At 69.7% G+C, this 24,996-nt stretch carries 25 protein-coding genes; 14 read left to right on the top strand and 11 right to left on the bottom strand.

All coding sequences use genetic code 11. The features are described from left to right. Nucleotides 1-11: 11 nt before the first annotated feature. Nucleotides 12-998 (bottom strand): aa3-type cytochrome oxidase subunit II, encoded by a 987-nt coding sequence (ctaC, locus tag NS3_RS13245; RefSeq protein WP_373865306.1) that lies wholly within the window; start codon nt 996-998, stop codon nt 12-14. 446 nt (nt 999-1,444) lie between these two features. On the opposite strand from ctaC, the gene asnB reads away from it, so the two are divergent. Further along, nucleotides 1,445-3,388, top strand: coding sequence for an asparagine synthase (glutamine-hydrolyzing) (asnB, locus tag NS3_RS13250; RefSeq protein WP_067859024.1), 1,944 nt, complete (start codon nt 1,445-1,447; stop codon nt 3,386-3,388). A gap of 85 nt (nt 3,389-3,473) precedes the next feature. Here the strand turns inward: asnB and NS3_RS13255 are convergent, their stop codons facing one another. Both NS3_RS13255 and NS3_RS13260 read right to left on the bottom strand, forming a co-directional pair. Next, nucleotides 3,474-4,442 carry a carbohydrate kinase family protein gene (locus tag NS3_RS13255; RefSeq protein ID WP_067859027.1) on the bottom strand — a complete coding sequence of 323 codons (969 nt, stop codon included), beginning with the start codon at nt 4,440-4,442 and terminating at the stop codon, nt 3,474-3,476. Nucleotides 4,443-4,581: 139 nt separating this feature from the next. Then, a complete protein-coding gene (locus NS3_RS13260) occupies nt 4,582-4,947 on the bottom strand; it encodes a HesB/IscA family protein (RefSeq protein WP_067859030.1) in 366 nt (121 codons plus the stop codon). Between the two features lie 174 nt (nt 4,948-5,121). On the opposite strand from NS3_RS13260, the gene NS3_RS13265 reads away from it, so the two are divergent. After that, complete coding sequence (locus NS3_RS13265; RefSeq protein WP_067859032.1) at nt 5,122-5,802, top strand: DUF3043 domain-containing protein; 681 nt, start codon at nt 5,122-5,124, stop codon at nt 5,800-5,802. Between the two features lie 171 nt (nt 5,803-5,973). Here the strand turns inward: NS3_RS13265 and NS3_RS29070 are convergent, their stop codons facing one another. Further along, complete coding sequence (locus NS3_RS29070; RefSeq protein ID WP_157101308.1) at nt 5,974-6,132, bottom strand: hypothetical protein; 159 nt, start codon at nt 6,130-6,132, stop codon at nt 5,974-5,976. Nucleotides 6,133-6,218: 86 nt separating this feature from the next. On the opposite strand from NS3_RS29070, the gene NS3_RS13270 reads away from it, so the two are divergent. The 4 genes from NS3_RS13270 to NS3_RS13285 all read left to right on the top strand — a co-directional run bounded on the left by NS3_RS13270 (nt 6,219) and on the right by NS3_RS13285 (nt 10,029). Further along, complete coding sequence (locus tag NS3_RS13270; protein WP_067859035.1) at nt 6,219-7,190, top strand: helix-turn-helix domain-containing protein; 972 nt, start codon at nt 6,219-6,221, stop codon at nt 7,188-7,190. Between the two features lie 108 nt (nt 7,191-7,298). After that, entirely contained in the window at nt 7,299-8,432 is a 1,134-nt protein-coding gene (cobT, locus tag NS3_RS13275) for a nicotinate-nucleotide--dimethylbenzimidazole phosphoribosyltransferase (RefSeq protein WP_084495475.1), read from the top strand. Further along, nucleotides 8,429-9,205 (top strand): adenosylcobinamide-GDP ribazoletransferase, encoded by a 777-nt coding sequence (locus tag NS3_RS13280; protein WP_067859038.1) that lies wholly within the window; start codon nt 8,429-8,431, stop codon nt 9,203-9,205. Before cobT ends, NS3_RS13280 begins: the two co-directional genes overlap by 4 nt. Nucleotides 9,206-9,315: 110 nt before the next feature. Next, entirely contained in the window at nt 9,316-10,029 is a 714-nt protein-coding gene (locus tag NS3_RS13285) for an MBL fold metallo-hydrolase (protein WP_067859041.1), read from the top strand. Nucleotides 10,030-10,108: 79 nt separating this feature from the next. Here NS3_RS13285 and NS3_RS13290 read toward each other — a convergent pair whose 3' ends face one another. Genes NS3_RS13290 through NS3_RS13300 form a run of 3 tightly spaced genes read right to left on the bottom strand, consistent with a single transcriptional unit; the run spans nt 10,109 to nt 13,004 of the window. Beyond that, nucleotides 10,109-11,209, bottom strand: coding sequence for a branched-chain amino acid aminotransferase (locus tag NS3_RS13290; protein WP_067859044.1), 1,101 nt, complete (start codon nt 11,207-11,209; stop codon nt 10,109-10,111). Between the two features lie 57 nt (nt 11,210-11,266). Further along, on the bottom strand, nt 11,267-12,361 hold the full coding sequence (gene gcvT, locus NS3_RS13295) for a glycine cleavage system aminomethyltransferase GcvT (RefSeq protein ID WP_067859047.1): 1,095 nt from the start codon (nt 12,359-12,361) through the stop codon (nt 11,267-11,269). Between the two features lie 10 nt (nt 12,362-12,371). Beyond that, the gene (locus NS3_RS13300) at nt 12,372-13,004 is read right to left on the bottom strand and encodes a GNAT family N-acetyltransferase (protein ID WP_084495506.1); all 633 of its coding nucleotides are present in this window, start codon (nt 13,002-13,004) and stop codon (nt 12,372-12,374) included. A gap of 97 nt (nt 13,005-13,101) precedes the next feature. On the opposite strand from NS3_RS13300, the gene NS3_RS13305 reads away from it, so the two are divergent. Together NS3_RS13305 and NS3_RS13310 are read left to right on the top strand one after the other, a co-directional pair. Continuing rightward, nucleotides 13,102-14,064 carry a TetR/AcrR family transcriptional regulator gene (locus NS3_RS13305; RefSeq protein ID WP_084495477.1) on the top strand — a complete coding sequence of 321 codons (963 nt, stop codon included), beginning with the start codon at nt 13,102-13,104 and terminating at the stop codon, nt 14,062-14,064. A gap of 9 nt (nt 14,065-14,073) precedes the next feature. Beyond that, a complete protein-coding gene (locus NS3_RS13310) occupies nt 14,074-15,588 on the top strand; it encodes a leucyl aminopeptidase (RefSeq protein ID WP_067859490.1) in 1,515 nt (504 codons plus the stop codon). Nucleotides 15,589-15,665: 77 nt separating this feature from the next. Here the strand turns inward: NS3_RS13310 and NS3_RS13315 are convergent, their stop codons facing one another. Further along, complete coding sequence (locus NS3_RS13315) at nt 15,666-16,016, bottom strand: oxidoreductase (RefSeq protein ID WP_067859054.1); 351 nt, start codon at nt 16,014-16,016, stop codon at nt 15,666-15,668. Nucleotides 16,017-16,277: 261 nt separating this feature from the next. Here NS3_RS13315 and sucB point away from each other — a divergent pair, with 261 nt between their 5' ends. From sucB to lipA, 5 genes are all read left to right on the top strand, one after another. Further along, nucleotides 16,278-18,023, top strand: coding sequence for a 2-oxoglutarate dehydrogenase, E2 component, dihydrolipoamide succinyltransferase (gene sucB, locus NS3_RS13320; RefSeq protein ID WP_067859056.1), 1,746 nt, complete (start codon nt 16,278-16,280; stop codon nt 18,021-18,023). A 7-nt stretch (nt 18,024-18,030) separates the two neighbouring features. Then, nucleotides 18,031-18,933: a TIGR01777 family oxidoreductase gene (locus NS3_RS13325; protein WP_067859059.1), complete on the top strand. Its 903-nt coding sequence runs from the start codon at nt 18,031-18,033 to the stop codon at nt 18,931-18,933. A gap of 135 nt (nt 18,934-19,068) precedes the next feature. Further along, nucleotides 19,069-19,602, top strand: a complete 534-nt coding sequence (locus NS3_RS13330; RefSeq protein WP_067859062.1) for a GNAT family N-acetyltransferase — start codon at nt 19,069-19,071, stop codon at nt 19,600-19,602. Nucleotides 19,603-19,699: 97 nt separating this feature from the next. Beyond that, nucleotides 19,700-20,434 carry a lipoyl(octanoyl) transferase LipB gene (lipB, locus tag NS3_RS13335; RefSeq protein WP_067859492.1) on the top strand — a complete coding sequence of 245 codons (735 nt, stop codon included), beginning with the start codon at nt 19,700-19,702 and terminating at the stop codon, nt 20,432-20,434. A gap of 10 nt (nt 20,435-20,444) precedes the next feature. Then, nucleotides 20,445-21,518: a lipoyl synthase gene (gene lipA / locus NS3_RS13340; protein WP_067859065.1), complete on the top strand. Its 1,074-nt coding sequence runs from the start codon at nt 20,445-20,447 to the stop codon at nt 21,516-21,518. Between the two features lie 178 nt (nt 21,519-21,696). Here lipA and NS3_RS13345 read toward each other — a convergent pair whose 3' ends face one another. Both NS3_RS13345 and NS3_RS13350 read right to left on the bottom strand, forming a co-directional pair. Then, nucleotides 21,697-23,541: a hypothetical protein gene (locus tag NS3_RS13345; RefSeq protein WP_157101309.1), complete on the bottom strand. Its 1,845-nt coding sequence runs from the start codon at nt 23,539-23,541 to the stop codon at nt 21,697-21,699. Between the two features lie 155 nt (nt 23,542-23,696). Beyond that, nucleotides 23,697-23,921 (bottom strand): hypothetical protein, encoded by a 225-nt coding sequence (locus NS3_RS13350; protein ID WP_157101310.1) that lies wholly within the window; start codon nt 23,919-23,921, stop codon nt 23,697-23,699. 295 nt (nt 23,922-24,216) lie between these two features. Here NS3_RS13350 and NS3_RS13355 point away from each other — a divergent pair, with 295 nt between their 5' ends. Then, entirely contained in the window at nt 24,217-24,546 is a 330-nt protein-coding gene (locus NS3_RS13355; RefSeq protein ID WP_067859073.1) for a hypothetical protein, read from the top strand. A 63-nt stretch (nt 24,547-24,609) separates the two neighbouring features. Here the strand turns inward: NS3_RS13355 and NS3_RS13360 are convergent, their stop codons facing one another. Continuing rightward, entirely contained in the window at nt 24,610-24,846 is a 237-nt protein-coding gene (locus NS3_RS13360; RefSeq protein WP_067859076.1) for a hypothetical protein, read from the bottom strand. Nucleotides 24,847-24,996: the final 150 nt, after the last annotated feature.

Genomic DNA, 24,996 nt, shown 5'->3' on the forward strand with positions numbered 1-24,996 from the left:
CAGATCAATCCTCACTCGGACTCGCCGGACGCGCTCTTCACCGAGCGATCCGTCTGGAACGGGCTGGTCGATGTGGCCACCGGGGACTCGCCGATCGCCGAGAGGGCCTCGGCATTGGTCTTACCCGCGCGGCGCTCGTCCAGGTACCGGGTGAACTTCTCCGGCGAAACCGCCCGGATCTCGAAGTTCATCATCGAGTGGTAGGTGCCGCACATCTCGGCGCAGCGGCCGACGAACGCGCCTTCCTGATCGATCTCGGTGATCTGGAAGACGTTGTCGGAGTTGTTCTCCTTGGGGTTGGGCATCGCGTCGCGCTTGAACAGGAACTCCGGCACCCAGAAGGAGTGGATCACGTCGGCGGCGGCGAGCTGGAACTCGATGACCTTGCCGGTCGGCAGGACCAGAACCGGGATCTCGGTGCTGGTGCCGACGGTCTCGACGGTGTCGTAGTGCAGGAACGACAGATCGTTCTCCGGGTGGCCGTGCACCGGGCCCGGCTGCGGGTGGCCGTGCTCGGAGTCGACGCGCTCCTCGTAGGCCTTCAGCTGCTCGGCAGCGGCGTCCTCACGGGCGGTGTCGATGCCGTCGAAACGGTAGCCGTCCTTGAAGTCGACCTCGCGGTAACCGAACTTCCAGTTCCACTGGAAGGCGGTGACGTCGACGGTGACGTCGGGGTCCTCCACCTTCTCGTGGACGTAGTTCTGCACCACGACGGTGAAGTAGAACAGCACCGCGATGATGACGAACGGAATAGCCGTGTAGGTCAGCTCCAGCGGCACGTTGTAGCCGGTCTGGCGCGGGAACTCCGGGGAGTTCTTCTTCTTGCGGTGGAAGACGACCGTCCAGAAGGTCAGACCCCAGACCAGCAGGCCCATCATCAGCGCGGCGACGATGGACCAGGTCCACAGCTCCCGCATCCGGGTCGCCTGCGGCGTGACGCCCGAGGGCCAGCCGAACCGCAGCCAAACATTGTCGATCGAGCAGCCCGAGACGAGCATCGCGGTGATCCCCAAGGACACCGCCAGCCCGGCCCGCCGAAGGATGCGGCCCTGCCGACCTCGAACGGGTCGTGCCCCGATCTCTTCGCTCGCCTTGTGCGCCACGCTCACGCCTTCCTGGTCGCCACACATTCCGACAGTGCGCCGCCGGGGCCGCGATCCGCCCTGACGACACGATAAAAGCACGTTCAGACCTTTCTCCGGACGGCGGCCACCGTGGACCCACCTGCCTGAGAACGACCTGAGTACTACGCAGCGTAGACCAAACGGGCGGCCTCTATGTCGCCGGGTCGCATTCGACACTCGCGCGACGCCCGGCGCGGCCCCCGTGGCCCGCCGCCACCAGGGCATGAGGCGTCCTGCGCGCGCGTGCGGCATACTCGGACACGTCATTTCGGCCGCGCGCGACGCGGCGCCCCCGACCGGAGAAACGAGGTTGCCGACACGTGTGCGGACTGCTCGGATTCCTGACAGCTGACGCGGCGACTTCCGAGGTCGTGGATCAGGTCTACAACGCGCTGCACTGCATGCGACACCGCGGACCGGACGAACGAGGCACCTGGCACGACGACCACCTCGTCTTCGGGTTCAACCGGCTGTCGATCATCGACATCGAGCACTCCCATCAGCCGCTGCGCTGGGGCCCGCCGGAGTCTCCCGAGCGCTACGCGCTGACCTTCAACGGCGAGATCTACAACTACCTCGAACTGCGCGAGGAACTGCGGGCCGCGCACGCCGCGGAATTCGGCGACCAGCCGATGTTCCGCACCGAGGGCGATTCCGAGACCATCGTCGCCGCCTACCACTACTGGGGCGTCGAAGCTGTCGCGAAGCTGCGCGGCATGTTCGCCTTCGCGGTCTGGGACACCGAGCGCGACGAACTGTTCCTGGCTCGCGATCCGTTCGGCATCAAGCCGCTGTTCCTGGCCACCGGCCCCGGCGGCACCGCGTTCGGCAGCGAGAAGAAGAGCCTGCTCGACCTGCTGCCCGCGCTGAAGCGCGGCGACGAGCTCGATCCGCGCGCGCTCGAGCACTACACGGTGCTGCAGTACGTGCCGGAGCCGGAGACCCTGCACAAGGCCGTCCGCCGGCTGGAGTCGGGCACCTACGCGGTGCTGCGTCCCGGCGCCGAGCCCGAGGTCACCCGCTACTTCACCCCGCGTTTCCCGGTGCGCCCGTTCACGCCCGGTTCCGAGCAGACCCGCTACAACGAGATCGCCGCCGCGCTCGAGGACTCCGTCGCCAAGCACATGCGCGCGGATGTCACCGTCGGCTCGTTCCTGTCCGGCGGCATCGACTCCACCGCGATCGCGGCGCTGGCCATGCGCCACAACCCGAATCTGATCACCTTCACCACCGGCTTCGAGCGCGAGGGCTACTCCGAGGTGGACGTGGCCGCCGAGAGCGCCGCGGCCATCGGCGCCCGCCACATCGTCAAGGTGGTCTCCCCCGCCGAGTTCGCCGCCGCCATTCCGGAGATCGTCTGGTATCTCGACGATCCGGTGGCCGACCCGGCGCTGGTGCCGCTGTACTTCGTGGCCAAGGAAGCGCGCAAGCACGTCAAGGTGGTGCTCTCCGGCGAGGGCGCCGACGAGTTGTTCGGCGGTTACACCATCTACCGGGAACCGTTGTCGCTGAAGCCCTTCGAGTATCTGCCCAAGGGGCTGCGCAGGCTGGCGGGCAAGCTGTCGGACCGCATCCCGGACGGCACCCGCGGCAAGAGCCTGCTGCACCGCGGTTCGCTGACGCTCGAGGAGCGCTACTACGGCAACGCCCGCAGCTTCAGCGACGCCCAGCTGCGCTCGGTGCTGCGCGAGTTCCGCCCGGAGTGGACGCATCAGGACGTCACCGCCCCGATCTACGCGCAGTCGCGCGGCTGGGACCCGGTGGCGCGCATGCAGCACCTGGACCTGTTCACCTGGCTGCGCGGCGACATCCTGGTCAAGGCCGACAAGATGACGATGGCTAACTCGCTCGAGCTGCGGGTGCCGTTCCTGGACACCGAGGTGCGCAAGGTCGCCGAGCAGCTGCCCTTCGATCAGAAGCTCACCAAGGAGACCACCAAATACGCGCTGCGCCAGGCGCTGGAGGGCATCGTGCCCGGCCACGTGCTGCACCGTGCCAAGCTCGGTTTCCCGGTCCCGCTGCGGCACTGGCTGCGCGGCACCGAGCTCTACGACTGGGCGCACACCCAGATCGCCGACTCGCAGACCGACCACCTGCTCGACAAGGCCGCGATCACCGCGATGTTGGTCGACCACCGCGAGGGCCGCTCCGATCACAGCAGGCGGCTGTGGACTCTGCTGGTGTTCATGATCTGGCACGGCATCTTCGTCGAGGACCGCATCAAGCCCGAGATCCAGGAGCCGGTCTACCCGGTGAATCTCTGAGCGCCGCAGCTCCGAACACACGACACCCCCCGGTCCGAAAGGGCCGGGGGGTGTCGCGGTTATTCGAGTACGAGAGGCCGCGCGGTCAGAGCAGCGGCTTGATCTCCGCCGCCGCCTCGGGGCCGTAGGCCTCGGTGAGCCGGACGATCGCGTCGTCCTTGTGCAGCGTCCACTCCTGGGTGCCGGTGGTCTCCAGCACGAGCACGGCCACCAGCGAGCCCAGCTGCGCGGACCGCTCCAGGCTCAGGCCGGCGCTGTGACCGGTCAGGAAGCCGGCGCGGAAGGCGTCGCCGACTCCGGTCGGCTCCACCTTCTCCCGCTCGGGCACCACGCCGACGCGGATCTCGGTGCCGTCGGCGTCGACCACCAGTACGCCCTCGGCACCCAGCGTGGTCACCCTGATCCCGACGCGCTGGGCCACCTCGGCCTCGCTCAGGCCGGTCTTCTGCAGCAGCAGCGCCCACTCGTACTTGTTGGTGAACAGGTAGGCGGCGCCGTCGATGAGCCGCACCGTCTGGTCGCCGTCGAGGCGCGCGAGCTGCTGGGAGGGATCGGCGGCGAAGGCGATGCCCAGCTCGCGGCACTCCTCGGTGTGGCGAAGCATGGCCTCGGGATCGTTGGCGCCGACCAGCACCAGATCCAGCGTGTGGGATTCGGCCAGTTCGGCGATGGAGATGTCGCGGGCCTCGCTCATCGCACCGGGGTAGAACGAGGCGATCTGGGCCATGTCGTCATCGGTGGTGCAGACGAAGCGCGCGGTGTGCGCGCGGTCGGAGATGTACACCGTCGAGCAGTCGACGCCGTGCTTCTCCAGCCACGCCCGGTACTCGGCGAAATCGGCGCCGACCGCGCCCACGAGCAGGGGCGTGCGGTTGAGCACACCCATCGCGAAAGCGATGTTGCCACCGACGCCTCCGCGCCGGATCTGCAGGTCGTCGACGAGGAAGCTCAGCGAGACGTTGGCCAGCTGATCGGCCAGCAGCACATCGGCGAACCGTCCGGGAAAACGCATGAGGTGGTCGGTCGCGATGGACGCGGACACGGCGATAGACACGAGGCGGGGCCCCTTCAACGGTAGGCGGCAGCGGGCGCGGGCCGGAGATACCGGTCCCCGCCTTTCACCGTATCAACACCGGACCGCGCGAAGGAGCCACCTCGAGCGGGTATCCCCCGTCAGGCGGGGGAACTCGACATCAGTTGAAGGAGTCGCCGCATGCGCAGGAGCCGGTGGCATTCGGGTTGTCGATGGTGAAACCCTGCTTCTCGATGGTGTCGACGAAGTCGATCGAGGCGCCTTGCACGTACGGCGCGCTCATCCGGTCCACGGCCAGCTTGACACCGCCGAACTCGACGGTCAGGTCGCCGTCGAGGCTGCGATCGTCGAAGAACAGCTGGTAGCGCAGGCCGGCGCAACCACCCGGCTGCACGGCGATCCGCAGCGCCAGGTCGTCGCGGCCCTCCTGATCCAGCAGCGCCTTGGCCTTGCTCGCCGCGGCATCGGTCAGGACCACGCCGTGAGTCGTGGTCTCGTTCTGCACGGTCTCGTTCTGCACAGTCATGAACGCTCCTAAAGGACAGCTGAGGTCAACCCGTTGCATCAACGCCACTACTCGGGCTGGTATTCCCCTTCTTGTATTCCCCATCTTGCCACCGCGACGCCACCGGGTGGCGACGGCCTCACCGAAAGCGACCGGGTTTCGGCATGCGAAACGCCATCGAATAGCCTGGTCGGCGTGAAGTTGTTCCGTCGCGACCAGGCCGGCACCACCGACGCGACCGCCGAGTCCACGGCGGACGCGCACGACGACGCGGCCGTCAGCATGACCAAGACCGGCCCCGCCACCACCCCCGGCAAGGGCCGTCCCACCCCGAAACGCCGTGAGGCACAGGGCAACCGGCGCGGACCGGTCGCGCCCGCCCCGCTCACCGCCAAGGAGGCCCGCGCCCGCCGCAAGGCCGCCAAGGGTCCGAGGGGCACCCGTGAGGAGCGCAAGGCGGCCGCCGCCGAACGCAAGCTCGCCGTCCAGGAGCGCCGCGCGAAGATGCTCGCCGGCGACGACAAATACCTGCTGCCCCGCGACCAGGGCCCGGTGCGCGCCTTCGTGCGCGACATCGTCGATGCCAGGCGCAATCTGGCGGGCTTGTTCATGCCGATGGCCTTGGTGCTGATCCTGTCGATGTTCGCCGCGCCCGGCCTGCAGACCATCGTGACGTTGGTCATGCTGGTGATGATGCTGTTCATGGCCATCGAGGGCGTCATCCTCGGAAAGCTGGTCAACAACCGGGTCGTCGAGCGATTCCCCGACACCACCGACACCGGCATCAAGCTCGGTTGGTACGCCTTCGTGCGCGCTTCCCAGATCCGCCGGATGCGCGCTCCCAAGCCGCGCGTCAGCCCGGGCGACGCTGTCTGATTCCCGATTCTCCGGCTTCCACGGCCGCTCGTCCTCGCGACGGGCGGCCGTTTGTCGTTTCTGTCGTTTCCGTCGGTGTCATTCCGGGGATCCGCGGCGGTCGGGATCGGCAGCGGTCGGGATCGGCAGCGGTCGGGATCGGCAGCGGTCGGGATCGGCAGCGGTCGGGAGTCAGCGATGGTCGGCGCGGCCGGCGATCGCGGCGATCTCGGCCCGGGCGCGCTGGACGTCGCGATCGACGACATCGGAGGAACCGGCCGAGCCGTGGCCGCGAGTCGAGAAGAACAGGAGGAGGGCGATTCCGGCGAGGGTGAGGAGAAGAACTATCATGGCAGTAATTTTGCGGTCGCCAATTTTCCACCGAAAGTGGCTGTTCTGACATAGTTCGTCAATTTTCGGCCAGCTACACTCGGTGGATGTTGTCGAAGGTTGCCGTCGTGCTGTACGAGAAGCTCGCCATGTTCGAATTCGGCGTGGTCTGCGAGGTTTTCGGCATGGACCGCACCGCCGACGGTCTGCCCGGTTTCGATTTCAAGGTGTGCGGGGCCGAGCCCGGCAAGCCGCTGGCCTCCTCCACGCCTGGCGTCACTGTCACCCCCGCCTACGATCTGTCCGAGCTCCGCCACGCCGACCTGGTCGCGGTCCCGGCCGCGCCCGCCGACGTGCTCACCGGCGATATCGACCCGCGCCTGATCGAGGCCGTCCGCGATGCCCACGAGGCGGGCGCCACCATCCTGACCGTCTGCTCGGGCGCGTTCCTCGCGGGCGAGGCCGGTCTGCTCGACGGCCGTAAGTGCACCACCCACTGGCGCTACGTCGACACACTCGCCGCCCGGTACCCCGAGGCCACCGTCGACCCCGACGTGCTGTTCGTCGACGAGGGCGATCTCGTCACGAGCGCGGGCACCGCCGCGGGCATCGACGCCTGCCTGCACCTGGTGCGCCGCGAGATCGGCAGCGCCGCGGCCAACGCCATCGCCCGCCGCATGGTCGTGCCGCCGCAGCGCGACGGCGGTCAGCGCCAGTTCATCGAACGTCCGGTCGCCGACTGCTCCTCCGACAGCCTCGGCGAGACCCTGCAGTACATGAACGAGCATCTCGATCTGCCGCACACCGTCGACGAACTCGCCGCCCGCGCCGCGATGTCCACCCGCACCTTCGCCCGCCGCTTCGCCGCCGAGACCGGAACCACCCCGGTGAAATGGCTCACCACCCAGCGCATCCTGCACGCCAAGCAGCTGCTGGAGGACACCGGGTTCGGCCTCGAACAGATCGCCGCCCGCTGCGGATTCGGCTCCGCCGCCCTGCTGCGCCATCACTTCCAGCGCCATGTCGGCCTGGCCCCCACCGAATACCGCCGCCGCTTCGGCCGCCTGCCCGGCGACTGACGGCCGCCGCTCGAGGGCGGCGTTCGGCACGCGCGAGAGCGCGGGGCAAGATTGGGCGACGACCACCCGCGGCGAGGACGCCGCTGCCCGACCCGAGAGGCTCGACCAGTGACACACGGATTCGGACCGGTTGCACCCCCCGACGCGGGAATTCGCGCACAGGCCGAAGCACGCCAGACCCGGTTGATCAAGCCGGTGGGCGCGCTCGGCAGGCTGGAGACGCTCGGCAACTGGATCGCCGCCTGCCAGGGCGCGTGCCCGCCGAAGCAGTTCGAGCGGGCGCGGGTGGTGGTGTTCGCCGGGGATCACGGCGTCGCCACGCACGGCGTCTCGGCCTATCCCCGCGAGGTGACCGCCCAGATGGTCGCCGGGTTCCTGGCGGGCGGCGCGGCGATCAACGCGCTGGCCAGGGCCGCGGGCGCGACGGTCCGGATCGCCGACATCGCCGTGGACGGCGACACCGATCCGTCGATCAGCGCGCACAAGGTCCGCCGCTCCTGCGGCAGCATCGACCGCGAGGACGCGCTGTCGGCGAAGGAGATCGACGACGCGCTGGCCGCGGGCGTCGCCATCGCCGACGAGGAGATCGACGGCGGCGCGGATCTGCTCGTCGCCGGAGACATGGGTATCGGCAACACCACCCCGGCTACCGTGCTCATCGCCACGCTCACCAATGCCGAACCTGTCGTCGCGGTCGGTCGCGGCACCGGCATCGACGACGCGGGCTGGATTCGCAAGGTCGCCGCCATCCGCGACGCCATGCGCCGGGCGCGACCGGTGATGAAGGATCCGGTGGACCTGCTGCGTGTCGCCTCCAGCGCAGATATCGCCGCCACCGCCGGATTCCTGGCCCGCGCCGCCCAGCGCCGCACCCCGGTGATTCTCGACGGCGTGGTGGTCACCGCGGCCGCGCTCGTCGCCGAGGATCTGGCCGCGGGCGCGAGCGCCTGGTGGGTGGCCGGACACCGCTCCACCGAACCCGCGCACACCCTCGCGTTGAAGCAGCTTCGCCTGGAACCCCTGATCGAGATGGAGATGCGCCTGGGCGAGGGTTCCGGAGCGGTCGCCGCCCTGCCGATCCTGCGCGGCGCTGTCGCCGCGCTCGCGGAGATGTCGACTTTCGACGAGGCGGGCGTGAGTACTTCCGGCAGCGGCACTCCCGACAGTGGCACTCCTGGCAGCGGTTCTCCCGGCAAAGGCACTCCCGGCAACGACCCGACCACCGCGCCGCTGACCACATGACCGCACCGCGCCGGGTGTCCTGGCCCGCGGCCGCGCGGCTGGCGTTCTCCTGGCTGAGCGTGCTGCCCGTGCGCGGCCCCGACGAGGTGGACCGCTCCGGAGCCGCCAAGGCGATCGCCCTCGCCCCGCTCGTCGGCGCGGCGCTCGGCGCACTCGCCACGGCCCTCGCCTGGCTGTCGGCCCACCTCGGCGCGAGCGCTCCGCTGGCGGCGCTGCTCGCGGTCGGCGCGCTGGCCCTGGGCACGCGGGGCATGCACCTGGACGGTCTGGCCGACACCGCAGACGGTCTCGGCAGTTACGGCCCGCCCGAACGCGCCCGCGCGATCATGAAGGGCGGCGATGTCGGCCCGTTCGGCGTCGCCGCCATCGTATTCGCGATCGGCGTGCAGACCCTCGCGTTCGCGGCGCTCGTCGATGAACGCCGTTGGCTCGCACTGGCGCTCGCGGTCACCGTGGGCCGGGTCGCCGTCGTGCTCGCCTGTCACGGCGCGCCGCCCGCCGCGGGCACCGGCTTCGGTGCCCTGGTCGCCCGCACCCAATCCCGGCCGACCGGCGCGCTCTGGGCGCTCGCGGCGGCGGTGTGCGCGATATTCGCGGTGCCGGACCGCGCCTGGCTCGGCCCGGTGGCCACGCTGGTCGCCCTCGCCGTCGCGCTGCTGCTGGTCCGGCATTGCGTGCGCCGTTTCGAGGGCCTGTCCGGCGACGTACTCGGCTCCGCGATCGAGGTGACGATCACCGTCGCGGCGGTCGGCTTCTCGCTGGCAACCCCCTGATTCCGGGGTCACCGGACCGGAACAGTCATCCACGTTGCACCGAATACAACCGACCGGTACTTTTCCTTGCCGATGCGCGGAGGCAGCCACAGTACCCCTAGGGTGGGCGTATGTCTTCCGACCGTCTGTACTTCCGGCAGCTGCTGGCCGGGCGCGATTTCGCCGTCGGCGACCCGATCGCGACCCAGATGCGCAATTTCGCCTATCTGATCGGTGACCGCGAGGCCGGTGAGTGCGTGGTGGTCGACCCGGCCTACGCCGCCGGCGATCTGGTCGACATCGCCGAGAACGACGGCCTGCGCCTGACCGGTGTGCTGGCCACCCATCATCACCCCGATCACGTCGGCGGAACCATGCTCGGCTTCACACTGCGCGGCGTGGCCGAACTGCTCGAGCAGAGCCCGGTGCCCGTGCACGTGAACAACCAGGAACTTTCCTGGGTCGCCGATGTCACCGGCATCGCGCCGAGCGAACTCACCGGACATCAGCACGGCGACACCCTCGAGGTCGGCGCGGTGCGCATCCAGCTGCTGCACACTCCTGGGCACACCCCTGGCAGCCAGTGCTTCCTGGTGGACAACCGCCTCGTCGCCGGCGACACCCTGTTCGTGGACGGGTGCGGGCGCACCGACTTCCCCGGCGGGGACACCGACGAGATGTTCCGCAGCCTGCGCTATCTGGCCGGTCTGTCCGGCAACCCGGTGGTCTACCCCGGCCACTGGTACTCCGAGGAACCCAGCGCGGCGCTGTCGGCGATCAAGGACAACAACTACGTCATGCGTCCGCAGACCCTCGAGCAGTGGCACATGCTGATGCCCGGCTGAGACAACCGGTGGATCGGTGGATCGGTGGAGGCGGTGGCAGTACTGAGCGGTGGCAGTACCGGCTGCCACCGCCTCGCGCTCAGGCCTTGCGCATCCAGCCGTGGATGTCGGCGAAGGTGCCGCGCTGGATACCGGTGAGGGTGTCGCGCAGCGCCATGGTCACCTCGCCGGGCTCACCGCCGCCGATGGTGAATTCACCCTCGCCCGAGCGCACCCAGCCGACCGGCGTGATGACCGCGGCGGTGCCGCAGGCGAAGACCTCGCTGATCTCGCCGGACGCGGCACCCTCGCGCCATTCGTCGACGGTGATCTTGCGCTCCTCCACCGGGTAGCCGGAGTCGGCGGCCAGCGTCAGCAGCGAATCGCGGGTGATGCCGGGCAGCAGCGAGCCGGACAGTTCCGGGGTCACCAGACGGGCGTTCGAGCCCGTGCCGAAGACGAAGAACAGGTTGTTGGTGCCCATCTCCTCGACGTAGCGGCGCTCGCAGGCGTCCAGCCACACCACCTGGTCGCACCCCTTCTCGGAGGCCTGGGCCTGGGCGAGCAGCGAGGCCGCGTAATTGCCCGCGACCTTCGCCTCACCGGTGCCGCCGGGGGCGGCGCGCACGTACTCGGTCGACAGCCACACCCGCACCGGCTTGACCCCGCGCGGGAAGTACGCACCCGCGGGCGAGGCGAGCAGCAGGTACTTGTAGGCCGACGCGGGCTTCACGCCCAGGCCCGCCTCGGTGGAGAACAGGAACGGGCGCAGGTACAGCGATTCCTCGCCACCCGCGGCGGGCACCCAGCGCTCGTCGACCTCGAGCAGCTGATGCACGGATTCGATGAACAGTTCCTCGGGTAACTCGGCCATCGCCATCCGGCGCGCGGAACGACGGAAGCGCGCCGCGTTGGCGTCGATGCGGAAGGTCGCGACGCTGCCGTCGGCCTGCCGGTAGGCCTTGAGTCCCTCGAAGATCGCCTGGCCGTAGTGGAACACCATGGTGGCCGGATCCATCGACAGCGGCCCGTACGGCTCGACCTTCGCGTTGGTCCAGCCTTCGGCCTCGGTGTAGTCGATGGAGACCATGTGATCGGTGAAGTACCGCCCGAAGCCGGGGGCCGCCAGAATCTCCGCTACCCGCTGATCCGATTGCGGCGCGGGATGGGGAATGCGGGCGAACTGTGCGGCGACGGTCATGGCGATGATCCTAATCCGTGCCAGGATCCCGGTCTCGCGCGTCCCGGTGGTGGCGTTTCAGGAGGTGCGCGGCGACAGGAACGGCGGCTTGACCACTTCGCAGCGCAGTCGGCGCCCGCGCACATCCACCTCGACCTCCGCGCCCGGCTCGATCCCGGCCGCGGTGTCGATCAGCGCCAGCGCGATGCCGATCTTCAAGGTCGGTGAGAAGGTGCCCGAGGTCGTCTGCCCGATCTCCGTGCCGTCACGCAGCACTCTCTGCCCCTGCCGCAGCACACCGCGATCCAGTGCGCGCAGCCCCCGCAGGGTTCGGCGCGGTCCCGCCGCCTTCTCCTGTTCCAGTGCGGCTTTGCCCCAGAACTCCGGCTTGCGCCAGGCGACGGCCCAGCCGACCCCCGCCTGCACCGGCGAGATCTCGGTGGACAGTTCGTGTCCGTGCAGCGGGTAGCCCATCTCGGTGCGCAAGGTGTCGCGCGCCCCCAGTCCGGCGAGCTGCCCGCCCACGGCCTTCACCCGCTCGGTCAGCGCACGGAACACCACCTCGGCGTCGGCCCAGCGCGGCAGCACCTCGTAGCCGTGCTCACCGGTGTAGCCGGTGCGGCAGACCCGGACCGGGCGACCGTCCCACTCGGCGTCGGCGAAGGCCATGTACTCCATCTCCGAGGGCAGGCCGAGCGCGTCGAGCACCGCCGCCGCGCCCGGTCCCTGCACCGCGAACACCGCGTATTCGCGATGCTGATCCGTCACCGTGACGCCCTCCGGCGCGGCCTCCGCCAGCCGCCGCACGACCGTCGCGGTGTTCGCCGCGTTCGGCACCAGGAAGATCTCCTCGTCGCCGACGTAATAGGCGATGAGGTCGTCGATCACGCCGCCGTCGTCGGTACAACAGAGCGTGTACTGCGCCTTGCCCGGCCGGATTCGGCCGAGATCGTTGGTGAGCACGGCGTTCACGAACCGCGCCGCGCCCGGCCCGGCCACCGTCGCCTTGCCGAGGTGGCTGACGTCGAACAGCCCGACCGCGGTGCGCGTGGCCTGATGCTCGCCCACGGTGCCCGCATAGGACACCGGCATCTGCCAGCCGCCGAATTCCGCGAACGTCGCCCCCAGTTCGACGTGCACATCGTGGACAGGTCCGCGCAACAGGTCGGTCATGCCGCCGAGCTTAGCCCGCGGACGTCTGCGCATCCGGCACCGGTGAGCGCCCGCGAAACCACATGGGGATCAGTACGGGGCCGCCCTCGGGCAGTGCGAGTGTGTGCCCGGTCCGCACGAAACCGCAGCGTTCGTACAGTGCGGCCGAACGCTGCGTGCTGGCTTCCAGGTACACCGGCTCGGCCGCCGCGGGTAGCCGCGCGGTCAGGATCGCCGCACCCGCGCCCTGCCCCCGGTGCTCCGGCACGGTCACGATGGATTGCAGGTAACGATGCGGGAATTCGCGTGGATGGCTCTGCGCGACCAGCTCGGTCACCGCCGCCAGCCGGACCATCGGGCGCATCTGCTGTGCCCTCGAGGCCATTTCCGCGGTCTCCCGAGCCTCGGCCTCGTATCGGTCCACCGCGGTGACGTGGTGCCACACCGAGACCGACCACACCTCCTCGCCCGGACCCGCGATCCACACCTCGTCCTCGCGCACTGCCCGTTCGATCACCTTCGGCGCGTGCTCGGCACGGAAGGCCGTCGCGACGTCCGGATAGCCCTCGGTCACCCAGGCTGTCACCACCTCGTCCTGCGCACCCGCCGCGTACGCCCGGCCGACCGCCTCGACATCGGCGGCCGCCGCCCGTCTGACACGCATCCGATCCATTCCCCTACCTCCCGTTGTGAACGCTGTTCCGCACGCCAAAGTAGGGAGACCCCTATCGCTTTTCCACACTTTCGTCACACTTGTTCGTGTGTCGAAACCCGGCGAGCGTCACCCCTCCGACGGTCGAGGCTCGCGCGGTGACAGCAGCGACCGCAGCGACCGGAGGCCGGCGGGCGATGCGGCGGACGCACGAGTTCGGCAGTGCGCCGTCTGCCGCCGTCGCCTGGACTTTCCCAACCGCGGGCGGCCCCGCCGCTACTGTTCGCGTTCCTGCCAGGCCCGCGCCTACCGCACCCGCCGGGCACTGCGCGCCGCCGGAGCCCCCGCCGAACGCAGGCCGCCGCGCCCCGAGCGACTCACCCGGGTGGCGATCGCCCGCGTCGCGGTCGCCCTGGCCGACCGCGACGGTCTCTCCGGACTCACCATGCGCCGCCTGGCAGGGGAATTGGGCGTGACGACCGCCGCGCTCTACCGGCACTACCAGGACCGGGAAGCCCTGCTGTCGGCCATGACCGAACTGGTCATCGCCGAACACACGCGGCGCCCACACCCCGCCCCCACCGATCCGCGCACCGCCCTGGCGCAGGAGGCGCACCGCGAATGGCGTCTCTACCGTGACCACGCCTGGATGCTGCCGGTTCTGGCGCGCACCCGCCCCCCGCTCGGTCCGTCCCTGTTCGACACCCTCGAACGCACCTTCACGGCCCTCGACCGGTTCGACGTTCCGGGCGAGGAGATGCTCACCACCTACCTCGCCCTGTCCGGACTCGTCCAGGGGCTCGCCCTGCTGTCGGTCTCCGATCGTGAGCGGCGCGAAGCCGGTTCCCTCGGCAGCGGTTCCGGGAGCTCGACATCACCGGAGGAGCCGGCGGACTTCCTCACGCCCGACACCCGGCCCACGCTGTACCGTGCCCTCGCCCCGGCCGGCGCCCTCGATCTCGACGACCTGCTCACCCGCGCCCTCGACCTGCTCCTCGACGGCATCGCGTACCGCCACGCCACCCACCACACGCCCGGACGTCCGCTGCACGATGCGGAACCGACCGAATAGCCTGTGACCATGACCGCTGTTGCAGATCGCCCACTCGGACCCGAATTGGCGCGTACCGAATCACTGAGCCCGGACACCGACGTGCTCGTGATCGGGCTGACGTCCTCGGAGAACGGTCCGTCCATCGCCCCCGACGACCTCTTCGGCGACGTGCTCACCGAGCAGGTGCGCGCGGACCTGCTCGACGCCCTCGGCGCGGTCGGCGCCAAGGGCAAGGCCGAGGAACTGACCCGGGTGCCCGCCCCCGCCGGTCTCGACGATGTCACCAGCGTGCTGGCGGTCGGCCTGGGCGCGGCCGAGAAGATCGACGCCGAACAGATCCGCCGCAGCGCCGGTGTGGCCGCGCGCTCGCTCAGCGGCACCGAACTCGTCGCCACCACACTGGGCGGCCTGGATCTGGGCGCCGCCGCCGAGGGCTTCTACCTCGGCGCCTACACCTTCACCCCGTTCCGTTCGGCCAAATCCGCGCCCAAGGCCGACGAGGGTCCGCTGGCGCGTGTGGAATTGCTGGTCCCCACCCCCGATTTCGGTGAGGCGGAACTGATCCGCGCCGCGCTGGTCGCCGAGGCCGTCGCCACCGCGCGCGATTTCGTCAACACCCCGCCCAGCCACCTCTACCCGGCCGAGTTCGCCGCCCGCGCCGAGACACTGGGCCGTGCCGCCGGTCTCGAGGTCGAGGTACTGGACGAGAAGGCCCTCGAAGAGCACGGTTACGGTGGCGTGCTCGGCGTCGGCAAGGGTTCCTCGCGCCCGCCGCGGCTGGTGCGTTTGGTCTACGCGGGCGGCGAGCGCAAGGTCGCGCTGGTCGGCAAGGGCATCACCTTCGACACCGGCGGCATCTCCATCAAGCCCGCCGCGAACATGGAGAACATGACCTCGGACATGGCCGGCGCCGCCGCGGTCGTGGCCACCACCCTGCTGGCGGCCCGGCTCGGCCTGCCGATCACGGTCACCGCGACCGTGCCGATGGCCGAGAACATGCCGTCGTCCACCGCCCAACGCCCCGGCGATGTGCTCACCCAGTACGGCGGCACCACCGTCGAGGTGCTCAACACCGATGCCGAGGGCAGGCTCATCCTGGCCGACGCGATCGTGCGCGCGAGCGAGGACGATCCGGAATTCCTCATCGACGTCGCCACCCTGACCGGTGCGCAGATGGTCGCTCTCGGCACCCGGACCCCCGGCGTGATGGGCACCGAGGAGTTCCGCGACCGGGTGGCGCGGATCTCCCGTGAGGTCGGCGAGCACGGCTGGTCCATGCCGCTGCCCGCCGAACTGCGCCAGGATCTCAACTCCAAGATCGCCGATCTGGCCAATGTCGCACCGCACCGCTGGGGCGGCATGCTCTCGGCAGGGCTGTTCCTGAAGGAGTTCGTGCCCGAGGGCGTCCAGTGGGCACACGTGGACATCGCGGGCCCGGCCTACAACACCGGCGGCCCGTTCGGCTACATCGGCAAGGGCGGCACCGGCGTTCCGGTCCGCACCCTCATCGCGGTCCTCGAAGACATCGCTGCGCAGCAGTGACAGCTTCGGCGCACTGACAGCAGCGCCGTGACACACCCGCACGGCGACTCGGGGAATCACGAGTCGCCGTGCGGCATTCACAGATCGCGCAACTCCTCCTCGAACGCCCGGCGGCGCTCGATGCGCTTGCGTTCGTCGAAGTCGCGCATGCGCTGCGGATAGCCCGTCTTCGCCACGTCGTAGACCGGAATTCGCAGGTCACCGGCCAGCTTCCGCGCTCCGGCCTCGCCGACGATCCGTCGTGTCCACTCGCCGTCCGCGGCGACCAGCACCACCGTCACGTCGGTCACCGTCGTCTTGGGCTCGACGTATCCCTCGACGCCGGTGTGGGTGTGCACCCACTCGGCGAGATACCGCGCGTCCGCGCCCGAAACGCCGGAGGCGCCGCCCCGGCCCATCGCACCACGCAGGCGCCTCCACAAACTCATCCGCGCCGACCTCCTCCTGGCCCGGTGAAAGTTCTCACCGGCGTCGATTCCATAGTGCCAGCTCGCGGTCAACTGACCGCCCTGTGCTACGCGCCACGGCGGCGAGTGCAAGGATGGTCGGCGGTACAAAGAACCACACCGATCTCCGGTGCCGCGCAGTAATCGGCGCGGCTTTCCGGGTTTTCGCCGCGACCGCGGTGGACGCCCGGCGGAAGATCAACTGTTGTAGAACCCGTCGAGCAGTCAGAGGAGTCAACGGACATGGCCTTCTCCGTCCAGATGCCGGCTCTTGGTGAGAGCGTCACCGAGGGAACGGTGACCAGGTGGCTGAAGCAGGAAGGAGACACGGTCGAGGTCGACGAGCCGCTGCTCGAAGTCTCCACCGACAAGGTCGACACCGAGATCCCGTCCCCGGCGGCGGGCGTGCTGTCGAAGATCGTCGCCCAGGAAGACGACGTCGTCGAGATCGGCGGCGAACTCGGTGTGATCTCCGCTGAAGGTGACGCACCTGCTACCGCCGAGGCGCCCGCGGAATCCGCTCCCGCCCCGGAAGCTCCGGCCGAGCAGCCGCCCGCCGAGGAAGTCGCGGCCGCCGAGCCCGAACCCGAACCCGCGCAGGCCGAACAGGCCGCGCCGCAGGCCGGCCCCGCCGAGGGCACTCCGGTGAAGATGCCCGAACTGGGCGAGTCGGTCACCGAGGGCACCGTCACCCGCTGGCTCAAGGCGGTCGGCGATCAGGTCGAGGTCGACGAGCCGCTGCTCGAGGTCTCCACCGACAAGGTCGACACCGAGATCCCGTCTCCGGTCGCGGGCACGCTGCTCGAGATCACCGCTCAGGAAGACGATGTCGTCGACGTCGGCGGCCAGCTCGGCATCATCGGCAGCGGCTCGCCCGCGCCGAAGCCCGAGCCCGCCCCGGAGCCGAAGCCCGAACCGAAGCCTGAGCCCAAACCCGAGCCCAAGCCCGAACCGAAGCCGGAACCCGCGCCCGCGCCGAAGGCCGAGCAGCCCGCCCCCGCGCCGCAGGAGAAGACGGCCGCGGCCGACTCGGACTCCACCCCGTATGTGACTCCGCTGGTGCGCAAGCTCGCCGAGGAACACGGCGTCGACCTGGCAGGCATCAAGGGCTCCGGTGTCGGCGGCCGCATCCGCAAGCAGGATGTGCTCGCCGCGGCCGAGGCCAAGAAGGCGCCCGCCCCGGCTCCCGCTCCGGCGGCAACCGCTCCGGCCCCGGCCGCCGCGGCCGCGCCCGCCGCCCCGGCGGCCGATGCCAAGCTGGCCCACCTGCGTGGCACCACGCAGAAGGCCAACCGCATCCGCCAGATCACGGCCACCAAGACCCGTGAGTCGCTGCAGACCACCGCGCAGCTCACCCAGGTCCACGAGGCCGACGTCACCAAGATCGCGGCGCTGCGCTCGCAGGCCAAGGCGGCGTTCAAGGAGCGCGAGGGTGTCAACCTGACGTTCCTGCCGTTCTTCGCCAAGGCCGTGGTCGAGGCGCTCGGCGTGCACCCGAACGTCAACGCCTCCTACAGCGAGGACAGCAAGGAGATCACCTACCACGCCTCGGTGCACCTCGGCATCGCCGTCGACACCGAGCAGGGTCTGTTGTCCCCGGTGATCCACAACGCCAGCGACCTGTCGCTGGCCGGGCTGGCCCGCGCCATCGCCGATATCGCCGACCGGGCCCGCAACGGCGGTCTCAAGCCCGACGAGCTGGCAGGCGGCACCTTCACGATCACCAATATCGGCAGCCAGGGCGCGCTGTTCGACACCCCGATCCTGGTTCCGCCGCAGGCGGCCATGCTCGGCACCGGCGCGATCGTCAAGCGCCCGGTGGTGGTGACCGACGAGACCGGCGGCGAATCCATCGGCGTGCGGTCGATGTGCTACCTGCCCCTCACCTACGATCACCGCCTCATCGACGGCGCCGACGCGGGTCGCTTCCTGACCACGATCCGGCACCGCCTCGAAGAGGCCGCGTTCGAGGCCGATCTGGGTCTGTAGTACGCCGATGAAGGTCGTGATCGCCGGATCGTCCGGGTTGATCGGGACGGCGCTGGTCGCCGCGTTGCGCAGGGACGGACACGACGTCGTCCGTCTCGTGCGCCGTCCCATCGCGGCCCGCGACGAGTTCACCTGGCATCCCGCGCGCGCCGAGCTCGATACTCGGGCGCTGCGTGGCGCCGACGCGGTGGTGAACCTGTGCGGGGCGGGCCTCGGACAACGGCGCTGGACCGGCAGCTTCAAACAGGAGCTGCGCGACAGCCGCATCACACCCACCGATGTGCTGTCCGGCGCGGCGGCCGCCGCCGCCGTGCCGGTGCTGGTCAACGCCAGCGGCGTGCACTACTACGGCGGCGGCACCGGCGATCGTGTCGTCGACGAAACGACTCCCCCCGGCACCGGGTTCCTGGCGACCCTGTGCCGGGACTGGGAGGCCGCGACCGAACCCGCGCGCGCGGCGGGCGTGCGCACAATCCTGCTGCGCAGTGGCGTCGTGCTCTCCCAGCACGGCGGCATGATGAGCATGCTGCGCCCGCTCTACCGGCTCGGTCTCGGCGCGCGCCTCGGCAACGGCCGCCAGTACACCCCGTGGATCTCCCTGGAAGACGAGGTCGGCGCGATCGTCTTCGCCCTGACCAACGACACCCTCGACGGCCCGGTCAATGCCGTCGGACCCGCCCCGGTCACCAATGCCGAGTTCAACCACGCCCTCGGCCGGGCGCTGGGCAGGCGGACCCCGCTGATCGTGCCCGCCGTCGCCCTGCGCACGGTGATCGGCGAGTTCGCCGACGAGGCGATCCTGCGCGGCCCGCGCGCTATCCCGACCGCGCTGGAGCGGGCCGGATACCCATTCCGTCACCCCACCATCGGCTCCGCACTGGCCGCCCTCATGGAGCCCGGCGCGCGCTGAGCCCGGCTCCCACCCCCCAGGGGGCGTCCGCGACGTCGACCGTCACGCCCGCGTGACCGAGCCCTCCTTGCTCGCGATCGTCGTGACCGGCGATGATCGGGGACGGCCGCAATCCGCCGATCGCTGGAGTTCCCGTTGACCGTCACGCACGCCCGTCCCGAAACCGTCATTCGTGACGCCACCGAGGACGACCTGCCCGCGATCCTCGAACTCCACAACGCCAACATCGCGACATCCACCGCTCTCTGGGACGTCGAGCAGGCCGATCCCGCCGACCGCCTGACCTGGTTCCGCGATCGCCGCGCCGCGGGCATGCCGGTCCTGATCGCCGAAGTCGACGGCGAGTTCGCCGGCTACGCCCACTACGGCCAGTTCCGCCCGAAGGCCGGCTACCGCTACAGCGTGGAGAATTCCGTTTACATCGCCGAGCGTTTCCAGCGCCGCGGTCTGGCCTCCGCCCTGCTCGCCGAACTGATCGAGCGCGCGCGCGGCTCCGGTCGCGTGCACGCCATGATCGCCGCCATCGAGTCCGGCAACACCGGATCCATCGCCCTGCACGAGCGGTTCGGCTTCGTCGAGGTCGGCCGGATGCCGGAGGTGGGCCGCAAATTCGGCCGCTGGCTCGATCTCACCCTGCTGCAATTGACCTTCCCGCCGGCGGGCGACTGAGGGCGGTGGGAGGCGTTGTCGCAGGTCGGCAACACTGTGGCGGCGACCACAGCGGGTCGCTGTGATCACCTCCACGTCCGGGCGTAACGTCGTGATCGTGAACGACACGCGCACCGCTGGGTCCGCCCGCTTCGACACCGCACCCGTCGTCGTCGAGGACCTCGGTCTCATCGACTATCACGCCGCTTGGGAACTGCAGCGCACCATCGCCGCCGAACGCGCCGAGAACGCCGGTTCCGATCGTCTGCTCCTGCTCGAGCATCCGTCGGTCTTCACCGCGGGCCGCCGCACCGAGGACGCCGACCTGCCCATCGACGGCAGCCCCGTGGTCCAGGTCGACCGCGGCGGCAAGATCACCTGGCACGGCCCCGGCCAGCTCGTCGGCTACCCGATCGTGCGCCTGGCCGAGCCCGTCGACGTCGTCGACTATGTGCGCCGCCTCGAGGAAGCCCTGATCAGCGTCTGCACCGATCTCGGCCTGACCGTCGGCCGCGTCGAAGGCCGCTCCGGGGTCTGGCTGCCCGCCACCGAGTTCTTCGCCGAACGCAAGGTCGCCGCCATCGGCATCCGGGTGCAGCGGGGCGTCGCCCTGCACGGCATCTCCTTGAACTGCAATTCCGCCCTCGACGGCTTCCAGGCGATCGTGCCCTGCGGCATCCCCGACGCGGGCGTCACCACCCTCACCCGCGAGCTGGACCGCGAGGTCACCGTCGCCGAGGTCAAGCCCATGGTCGCCACGGCCATCGTGCAGGCCCTCAACGGCGATCTGCCGGTTCGGGAGCACGACATCCCCCGCACACCGGCGCCCGAGCCGAATCGGGCACGCGCGTAAGGTCGATCAGGTGACCTCAGTCGACACTCCGGCATCGCAGGGCGACACCCCCGCCCCGACCCCCGCTGCTCCGGCCCCCGCCACAGCGAACGGCCGCAAGCTGCTGCGTATCGAGGCGCGCAACGCGCAGACCCCGATCGAGCGCAAGCCCCGATGGATCCGCACCCGCGCCACCATGGGCCCCGAATACAGCGAACTCAAGGGCCTGGTCAAGCGCGAGGGTCTGCACACCGTCTGCGAGGAAGCGGGCTGCCCGAACATCTTCGAATGCTGGGAAGACCGCGAAGCCACCTTCCTCATCGGCGGCGAGCAGTGCACCCGCCGCTGCGACTTCTGCCAGATCGACACCGGCAAGCCCGCCGCCCTCGACCGCGACGAGCCCCGCCGCGTCGCCGAGTCCGTCCAGGCGATGGGCCTGCGCTACTCCACCATCACCGGCGTGGCCCGCGACGACCTCGACGACGGCGGCGCCTGGCTCTACGCCGAGACCGTCCGCGCCATCAAGCGCCTGAACCCCGCTACCGGCGTCGAACTGCTCATCCCCGACTTCAACGCCGACCCCGCCCAGCTCGCCGAGGTCTTCGACGCCCGCCCCGAGGTGCTCGCCCACAACCTGGAGACGGTCCCGCGCATCTTCAAGCGCATCCGCCCCGCGTTCCGCTACGAGCGCTCGCTGTCGGTCCTCACCGCCGCCCGCGACGCCGGCCTGGTCACCAAATCCAACCTCATCCTCGGCATGGGCGAGACCCCCGAGGAAGTCACCCAGGCCATGCGCGACCTGCACGAGGCCGGCTGCGACATCCTCACCATCACCCAGTACCTGCGCCCCTCCCCCCGCCACCATCCGGTGGACCGCTGGGTCAAGCCGGAGGAATTCGTCGAGCACTCCAAGGCCGCCGAGGACATGGGCTTCGCCGGCGTCATGGCGGGCCCCCTGGTCCGCTCCTCCTACCGAGCCGGCCGCCTCTACGCCCAGGCCATGGCCCACCACGGCCGCGAGATCCCCGCCGTCATGGCGCACCTCGCCGAGGAAGGCACCGCCTCCCAGGAGGCCTCCGCGGTCCTCGCCCGCTTCGGTAGCTGAACCCACTGCCGAGCCCGGCCGGCACACAACCTGCGCGCCGGCCGGGGACTACCGCTACTCACTCTCGACTCGGCAGAGCTCGAAACTCAGGCTGCGGCGGGCTTCTCGAATCGTGCGATGAACCGCAATTCCACTTCTGCCCGCCCGGCCTCGTACTCCGCGACGTCGGGTCCGGCCGTCATACCGATCGCAGATGTCTCCCCCGCCCGCCGGTCACGTCGGACAAGACCACCTCGAGATCGGCGACGGACGCCGTCGCGGGATGCCCGGCAGCGCGGATGACCGCGGCGAATTCCGCACGATCGGCTGCGGGAATCCGGCCCAGCTGAGCACGGACCTCGTCAGGACCCCCGACCTCGAGCAGCGTCAAGATACTCTCCGTCATCGCGAGGTCGGCCTCACCGGGAGCGAGGTCGTCGTGGGCCAACCCTCCTTCTTCCACCATCAGCATGACCGCGAGCGGTCCCAGCTGTGGATGGGTTCGCAGCTCGGCGAGGAGTTCGGGCCGTTGCGGCAAGCCGATCATCAGCATTCGCAGCATCGCGGCGGCGCGGGCGCGGAAGGGACAGCGGTGCACCGCCGCGAGCAGCGCTTCGACATCGTCATCGTGCCGGGCCAGCCAGCCCTGGATCTCGAGCCGGGCGGCTTCCTCGGTGTAGTGATCGGCGACGACGCCGAGCAACCCCGCGGGATCGGCGTCCGCGAGCTCACCGACGGCCCCCGCTTCGCGCCCCTCGGCGAGCATGCGCTGCCGGACCGCGATGGCGCCCAGACCGGTGAGCCGAACGAGCGGACTCGCCTTGCGCAGATCTCGGCGCAAGGCACGCAGTTCCTTCGCGTCGAACTCGATCCCGCTGAACGGCGAGGCGAAGGCGTCGTCGAGGTCCATGCCGAAGTCCGGGTGCGGCACACCGATGCTCAGCTCGACCGCACCGAGCCCGGCCAGCGTTTCCAGGATCGTGTCCAGAGCCGCATCACACCCGGCTCGGTAGACATCGAGATCTGTCCGGGATTCGACGACGGATGAGAACTGATCCTGCCAGCTCAGCCACACCGGAAGCTGCAGGCGGATGATCGGCATCGGATGAGGCAGGCTGTACAAGGTGTTGAGCACATCGATCGCGACGTCCTCACACAACCAGCCGAAGGGACCCCCGTCCGCGAACAGGACGTAGTCGAGGTCGAAGAACGTGTCGAACAGCCTGTGCCACAAGGCCACCGGATTCGACAGCAGCGGCCGGGCTTTGGCCACGGCGCGCAGGTGACCGCTGACCACCCGAACCAGGCCCGCCTCGCGCGCCCAGGCCACCAGCAACCCGAGTCGCGGAAGGTCGGCGCTGCTGCGGACACCCTCGACGTCGTCGCCGGTATCCAGCAGCGCCACCAGTTCCCGAGCATCCGCCACGCGCAGGTACCCGCGGGCGGTCAGCTTCCGCCCCTGCGGTCCCACCCATTCGGTCAGGCGTCGCATCTGCCCGACCAGCGCGCTGTCCGCCGCCTGAGCCGCCAGCTCCGAGTCGGTGGGCAGGACGATCGGCAACTGCGCGAACCTCCGCTCATGATCCGGCTCGTCACCGGTGAACTCGCCCAGCTGTTCGAGCAGAGCCATGATGTCGGATTCATCGAGCTGCGACGTGGCCGCGACGGCCACCGGATACTCTCCGACGGCCACCTCCACTGCCGCATCCAGTTCGGCAAGGGCCTCCCCGCGAGGATCGAGCAAGCCGTGCTCGGCTTGATACCGGATCACCGTGCGCACCGATCCCCCGGCCAGCTCGGGGCTCGGCGGGTCAGCCTCGAACGTGTCCGGAATCCACTCGAGCACAGCACGCCGGACGGCGGCAACAGTCCAGTGATTCAACCGGCCGTCGCTACTCATGTGCCGTGAATCCAGCGTCGCCGCCACGATGCGCGCGTCGGCCGGATGCCCCCGTTCGGCAGCCCACGCCACACACCGTCGCGTGAAGAGTTCCTTCGCGGTGGTGTACTCGTCGTCTTCCTCGATCTCGTAGCGCATCCGCACCGCACCACGGTAGCGCCACTGCTGCGCTCACACTCGCTCACGGAGCGAGACGCACAGCCCGGGGTCGCGTCCGGAAGGCAGTCGGCCGGGCCTGCTCGCCCCGGAGCGTTGTACAGCGGTCGGACCCCTGCCGTTCAGTGCCCGACCGATAGGCCCTACTCCGACCTCGTGGACCGGTCTACTACATCGACCTGTTCGGCATGATGTTCCACCGAGACGCCCTGTGCGGGGTCCTCCGCCGGAATCACCGAGTCCCCGTGGGTGATCGGCGCCTGGTCGCCGAGCGCGCCCCTACGCTGCTTCTGCCGGACGACGCGAATCACGACCAAACAGCCCGCCAGAATCGCGATGGGCAGCAGGACGGCCAAGAGGATCTCCACCCCGGCAATCCTAGGGACCACACCCGACCGCCGCGGAACCGCCCGACCGGGCCGGCGGGACCGAATCACTGCGCCACCTGGCAACATCGATCTCCGGGTTCGCCGGAGCGCGGTTCCCGATCGCGTTCGAACGACCGGCGACAAGCGGGAGACGGGTTGATCGCGCCGACGGAGGACTGCCGGATGCCGGTGGTCATCGACAAATACGCCTCGCAGTCCCCCGCACCAAGTCGTACCATATGAAACTAGCCAGAAAATAGCGTCGACCAGAACCCCCTCGAACCGAGGCCCCACCATGCGTACTTCAGCGATTCTCGGCGTCACCTCCTGCGCGGTCACAGCCATCGCCTTCATCGCCCCCATCACCGCTTCCGCCGATCCGTTCACCGACTTGCTCTGTGCCAGCGGATCGGCCCAGTTCTGCCCAGCGCCGCCGCCGCCCGAATCCACGCCGCCGGAAACCCAGGCTTGCCACCCCTCCTACGACCCCTGCTTGCCCATCACCAGTGACGTCGATTGCGAGAACGGCTCCGGCGACGGCCCGGTCTACACCGGGCCCGTCCGAGTCATCGGCCCCGACGATTACGGTCTCGATCGCGACGGCAACGGAATCGGCTGCGGGTAGCGCGGGAAATCCCCGATACAACGGCCGTGCTCGCGACGAGCCCGCGAGCACGGCCGCCCGACCTCAGCGCATCGCGCAGATCTGCCCGAGCAACGGCCCGTACGGGTTGTAACCGAGCGCCTGGATGATGGTGCCGATCACCGGCGCGCACAGCAGTGGATCGAGCACCTCCGCCGACCCCGTGGACGACGATCCCGCGGGCACCGCGACCGGCGAGACCTGCATCGCCTGAGCCCCCGCATTCGCCGCGGGCCCCAGCAATGCGGCCACCAGCACGACAGCGGCGACGGACTTTCTCATACACACCCCTTCGATGAAACAAACTCGCGCGCCAGAGGTTATGCGTCCGAACGGTGTTGCGCCAGTGTCGATTCGACCGAACTCGGGGATACGACAACTCACGGCGCCCAGCAAAGTCCGACGACAAGATGGGAACATATGTTCGAAACA

The organism is Nocardia shimofusensis NBRC 100134 (assembly GCF_001613125.1).
Lineage (GTDB): Bacteria > Actinomycetota > Actinomycetes > Mycobacteriales > Mycobacteriaceae > Nocardia > Nocardia shimofusensis.

Excerpts from the sequence above, each read along its gene's own strand:
- ctaC (WP_373865306.1), bottom strand. The coding sequence starts at position 998 with ATGCTCGTCTCGGGCTGCTCGATCGACAATGTTTGGCTGCGGTTCGGC.
- NS3_RS13260 (WP_067859030.1), bottom strand. The coding sequence starts at position 4,947 with ATGACTGTGCAGAACGAGACCGTGCAGAACGAGACCACGACTCACGGC.
- NS3_RS29070 (WP_157101308.1), bottom strand. The coding sequence starts at position 6,132 with ATGATAGTTCTTCTCCTCACCCTCGCCGGAATCGCCCTCCTCCTGTTC.
- NS3_RS13270 (WP_067859035.1), top strand. The coding sequence starts at position 6,219 with ATGTTGTCGAAGGTTGCCGTCGTGCTGTACGAGAAGCTCGCCATGTTC.
- NS3_RS13280 (WP_067859038.1), top strand. The coding sequence starts at position 8,429 with ATGACCGCACCGCGCCGGGTGTCCTGGCCCGCGGCCGCGCGGCTGGCG.
- NS3_RS13285 (WP_067859041.1), top strand. The coding sequence starts at position 9,316 with ATGTCTTCCGACCGTCTGTACTTCCGGCAGCTGCTGGCCGGGCGCGAT.
- NS3_RS13290 (WP_067859044.1), bottom strand. The coding sequence starts at position 11,209 with ATGACCGTCGCCGCACAGTTCGCCCGCATTCCCCATCCCGCGCCGCAA.
- gcvT (WP_067859047.1), bottom strand. The coding sequence starts at position 12,361 with ATGACCGACCTGTTGCGCGGACCTGTCCACGATGTGCACGTCGAACTG.
- NS3_RS13300 (WP_084495506.1), bottom strand. The coding sequence starts at position 13,004 with ATGCGTGTCAGACGGGCGGCGGCCGCCGATGTCGAGGCGGTCGGCCGG.
- NS3_RS13310 (WP_067859490.1), top strand. The coding sequence starts at position 14,074 with ATGACCGCTGTTGCAGATCGCCCACTCGGACCCGAATTGGCGCGTACC.
- NS3_RS13315 (WP_067859054.1), bottom strand. The coding sequence starts at position 16,016 with ATGAGTTTGTGGAGGCGCCTGCGTGGTGCGATGGGCCGGGGCGGCGCC.
- sucB (WP_067859056.1), top strand. The coding sequence starts at position 16,278 with ATGGCCTTCTCCGTCCAGATGCCGGCTCTTGGTGAGAGCGTCACCGAG.
- NS3_RS13325 (WP_067859059.1), top strand. The coding sequence starts at position 18,031 with ATGAAGGTCGTGATCGCCGGATCGTCCGGGTTGATCGGGACGGCGCTG.
- NS3_RS13355 (WP_067859073.1), top strand. The coding sequence starts at position 24,217 with ATGCGTACTTCAGCGATTCTCGGCGTCACCTCCTGCGCGGTCACAGCC.
- NS3_RS13360 (WP_067859076.1), bottom strand. The coding sequence starts at position 24,846 with ATGAGAAAGTCCGTCGCCGCTGTCGTGCTGGTGGCCGCATTGCTGGGG.